Origin of the sequence: Caballeronia sordidicola, assembly GCF_002220365.1 — a bacterium.
GTDB classification, from domain to species: Bacteria; Pseudomonadota; Gammaproteobacteria; order Burkholderiales; family Burkholderiaceae; genus Caballeronia; species Caballeronia sordidicola_C.
Window position 1 is genome coordinate 1 of record NZ_MTHB01000192.1, and the last position, 3,612, is coordinate 3,612.

Sequence of the window (3,612 nt, forward strand, 5' to 3'; positions counted from 1 at the left end):
GAGGCATTATTCCGAGTCCCGGATTATTCCGCATATCGATCTCCGGGGCCTGCAATCCCCGGAGAATACCCGGCCTGGGAGCCGCGCCAATACGGAATAATCAGAGGGTCTTCAAGAAGGCCAGCAGGTGATCATTGGGACGGAAACGCGGTGCTTGCACATCGGTGGTCGCGGCCTTCGCCAGCGCCTGTTCTTTTAGTTGCATATCCGCCTGGAAATAAATGGCAGTGGTTTCCACCGATTCGTGACCGAGCCAGAGGGCGATCACGACGCGATCTGCGCCATGGTGCAGCAAATTCATCGCCAATGAATGTCTCAAACTGTGCGGCGTTACTTTCTTACTGATGAGTGAGGGGCAGTGAAGGCGCGCTACCGCGAGATGCTTGTCCAGCAAATATTGCAGACTGTCATGGCTTAACGCCGTACCACGCAGCGATTGAAAGATCGGGTTGGACGGTGGGTAGTGGCATTCGCGCAGCCAACTGCGCAGCACTGCTACGGTATTTTTGCGCAGCGGCGTACAGCGTTCCTTTCTGCCCTTCCCCATACAGCGTACATGCGCACCGGTGCCCAGTACAAAGTCTTGACCGCGCAGGCCGAGGAGTTCCGATGCGCGCAGCCCTGTTCGCAAGGCCAATAGTAGCAGGGCTCTATCCCGCCGCCCGAGCCACGTCGTGAGGTCAGGCGCGGCGAGTAGCGCGTCCGCTTCATCCGGCGTCATGTAAGCAATCGGTCGGCGCACATAGCGTTTGCTCGGCATGGCGAGAACGCATTGCGCCACGGCGCTGTACTCGGGTGCGTGCAGGGCGACATAGCGGAAGAAGGAATGAATGGCGGCCAGGCGCACATTACGGCTGCGGGCACTGTTGTCACGGTCCTGCTCGAGATGATCGAGGAACATACCGATAAACGCTGCATTCAAGTCGGGCACCGCCAGCGCTGAGGGTGATTTGCGCAGGCGCTGCTGCGCAAACTGCAGGAGCAAGCGAAAAGTATCGCGGTAACTTGCGACGGTGTGTGAACTGACCTGTCGCTGACGCAGGAGTCGATTCAGGAAGAACGACTCCAGAAGCGAGGAGAAAGTGCTGACACCACTTTGAGTTGTGTTCATGACCGCATTCCTCGCTCGGAGCGTGCTACCCGGCGCATTACGTAGTGCATCAGTTGCGGCGTCGCGGTCAGATACCAGTAGGTATCGGTAATGTGGGCATGTCCGAGATAGGTGGAAAGTTCCGGCAGGTGCCGTTCGACATCGACGCCGCGGCGATGCCATCCGGTCAGTGTGTTGATGGCCAGTCGATGTCGAAAGTCCAGCAGACGAGGTCCGCGTGAATCATCCGGGCCGCGCAGGCCGAGTTGGCGAGACAATTTGACGAAAGTCCACCGTACCGCCCATTCCGTCAGGCGAGTGCCACGCTCAGAGAGGAAGAAGCTCGCACCATCAGGGTATCGGCACAGACGATCCCGGCGCTTTGCATAGCGTTGCAACGCAGATTGCGTGGTGGGATGCACCGGCACATAGCGCGACTTCCCAAATTTGCTCTCGCGAATCGTCAACACGCCATTGACGAGATCGACGTCATCGCGATCCAGATGCAGGGCTTCATTGGTCCGCAGACCGGTGGCAACATATAAGCCGAATAGCGTGGCATATGTATGCGGTCGCAGACCGGTCGCCGATGGTAGCTGCCGTGCCAGCTCAAGCAAGTGGTCGATGTCTTCGTCGCGATAAATGTAGGGTTCCGGACGTCGTAACTGATACGGCAGCAAGTCCGGTGATGGCACGAGAGTGCGTGGATCGCTCGCGCTGCAGTATTGCGCAAACCGACGCACCATGCCTAAGCGGTTCGCCCATTGTGCCGGCTGCACATTGGCAGGTTGGGTCGCCCACGCCAGAGCGAGATCGGTGGTGATGTACGTGGCGCCCGCGGCATCGGCGAAGTCGACGAAGCGTTGCAGCAAGCGCCCGGGCAACCGCAACTTGACGCCGAGGGCACGACGGAGCGCCAGATACTGATCGAGGGAAACCTGTAATGACGGGGTGACGGGTGATTTCCTCATGATGCACTCCCCGGCCACGGCGGGGCGATGCGCCGTAGCGCAACGATATCCACCTTGGCGTAAATCTGCGTCGTCGTCGGTTGCTGATGCCGGAGCAATTGACCAATCTCATCGAGGGAGGCGCCCCGACGTAGCAGTTCGGTGGCCAGCGAATGCCGCAGCAAATGCGCCCCTTTGAACTCGGGGTTCAACCCGGCGCGTTGCAGTGCGCGGCGCACGACATCGCAAACGGCGACAGGGCTGGCGAAGCCGTGCTGCGGAGCTCTCGAGCGGATAAACACGCGACGCGTCGAGCACATGGGACGAACGTGACGCAGATAGTGCGCCAGGGCGGCACCGACTTCCCTGGGCAGTGGCAATCGTGCCAGGCGTTGGCCCTTGCCGCGCACGAGAATCTCGCCGGCCTCCCAGTCCAAATCCTCCAAATTCATCTCGACCACTTCTCCGGCACGCAACCCCAACCGCGCCAGGAGCAGCAAGATCGCATAATCCCGTTGGCCTACTGGCGTATCGCGATCGCAGAACTCGAGCAGTCGCTCCACCTGTTCGGGTGGCAGCGACTTGGGCAGGTGAGATAAGCGCCAGTGCGCAACGCCCGGCACGGCGGCGGCCAGATTCGTGTTGATCGCTCCGCGTTGGAGCAGAAAGCGCAGGAACGAGCGTAGCGCCGTGACGGTCAATTTGGCATAAGTGCGGCTGACCCGCTGGACTTGACCAAGAATGAAGTGATGGAGATCTTGCGGGCACAATTGCGCAACACGTAGCGTCTTGCCGGGGAACCGCTCAGTCAAAAAACGTCGCACGATAGGCAGATAGTTGATCAACGTCGATGGCGAGAGGCCGCGTTCCGACCTGAGGAATTGCTCAAAATCTCGCGTGAGCTTGCCCACCGCGCTCCGATCGATCGGTGGTGACACCACACGAGCGCAGCCGATGCCGCGTAAGAACGTGAGCAGTTGTTGCGTTGTCGCGACGTCTCCGCGTTGCGCGACACCGCGACGGCGGCGACCCACGTGAAATTGTTGGAGCCCCTGGTCATCCAGCTTTGCCAGTGGAACCTTGTGCCGCTTGAGCCAGAGACTGAGTTCCGCCACCAGCGTACATTTAACGTGAACAGTCGTCGCGGCGTAACCCTCGCTGGCGAGGAACGTTGCAAATCTGTCGAGGTGGGATACCAGCGGGCCACCACCGGAGCAACCGGGGAGTGCCGTGACGGCACCGTTGCGAGTGATCTTCATTGTGAGTCTCCCTGAATTGGGGGGAAATCCCCAGGAAGACGACACTCCAATGACGTCGAAAACTCAAGCGCCCACCGTAGCGCAGATCACTTACACAAAATCCGTATTGATTCACCGCCCCGTAACGACGCTGGCGAAGACCGCGACCACCGACGTGCAAACACCGCGTTTCCGTCCCAATGATCGCCTGCTGGCCTTCTTGAAGACCCTCTGATTATTCCGTATTGGCGCGGCCCCAAAGCCGGGTATTCTCCGGGGATTGCAGGCCCCGAAGATCGGTATGCGGAATAATCCGGGACTCGGAATAATGCCT

General features: G+C 59.8%; 4 protein-coding genes. 1 reads left to right on the top strand and 3 read right to left on the bottom strand.

Annotated elements, in window-relative coordinates; translation table 11 throughout:
* Positions 1 to 100: 100 nt before the first annotated feature.
* Genes BSU04_RS27565 through BSU04_RS27575 form a run of 3 tightly spaced genes read right to left on the bottom strand, consistent with a single transcriptional unit; the run spans position 101 to position 3,299 of the window.
* Positions 101 to 1,111, bottom strand: a complete 1,011-nt coding sequence (locus BSU04_RS27565; RefSeq protein WP_089163546.1) for a tyrosine-type recombinase/integrase — start codon at positions 1,109 to 1,111, stop codon at positions 101 to 103.
* Positions 1,108 to 2,061 carry a tyrosine-type recombinase/integrase gene (locus BSU04_RS27570; protein WP_089163547.1) on the bottom strand — a complete coding sequence of 318 codons (954 nt, stop codon included), beginning with the start codon at positions 2,059 to 2,061 and terminating at the stop codon, positions 1,108 to 1,110. Before BSU04_RS27570 ends, BSU04_RS27565 begins: the two co-directional genes overlap by 4 nt.
* Positions 2,058 to 3,299, bottom strand: coding sequence for a site-specific integrase (locus BSU04_RS27575; RefSeq protein ID WP_089163548.1), 1,242 nt, complete (start codon positions 3,297 to 3,299; stop codon positions 2,058 to 2,060). The genes BSU04_RS27570 and BSU04_RS27575 overlap by 4 nt, the downstream gene beginning before the upstream one ends.
* A 49-nt stretch (positions 3,300 to 3,348) precedes the next feature.
* On the opposite strand from BSU04_RS27575, the gene BSU04_RS46660 reads away from it, so the two are divergent.
* Positions 3,349 to 3,513 carry a hypothetical protein gene (locus BSU04_RS46660; RefSeq protein WP_179258206.1) on the top strand — a complete coding sequence of 55 codons (165 nt, stop codon included), beginning with the start codon at positions 3,349 to 3,351 and terminating at the stop codon, positions 3,511 to 3,513.
* The last annotated feature ends 99 nt before the right edge of the window (positions 3,514 to 3,612 follow it).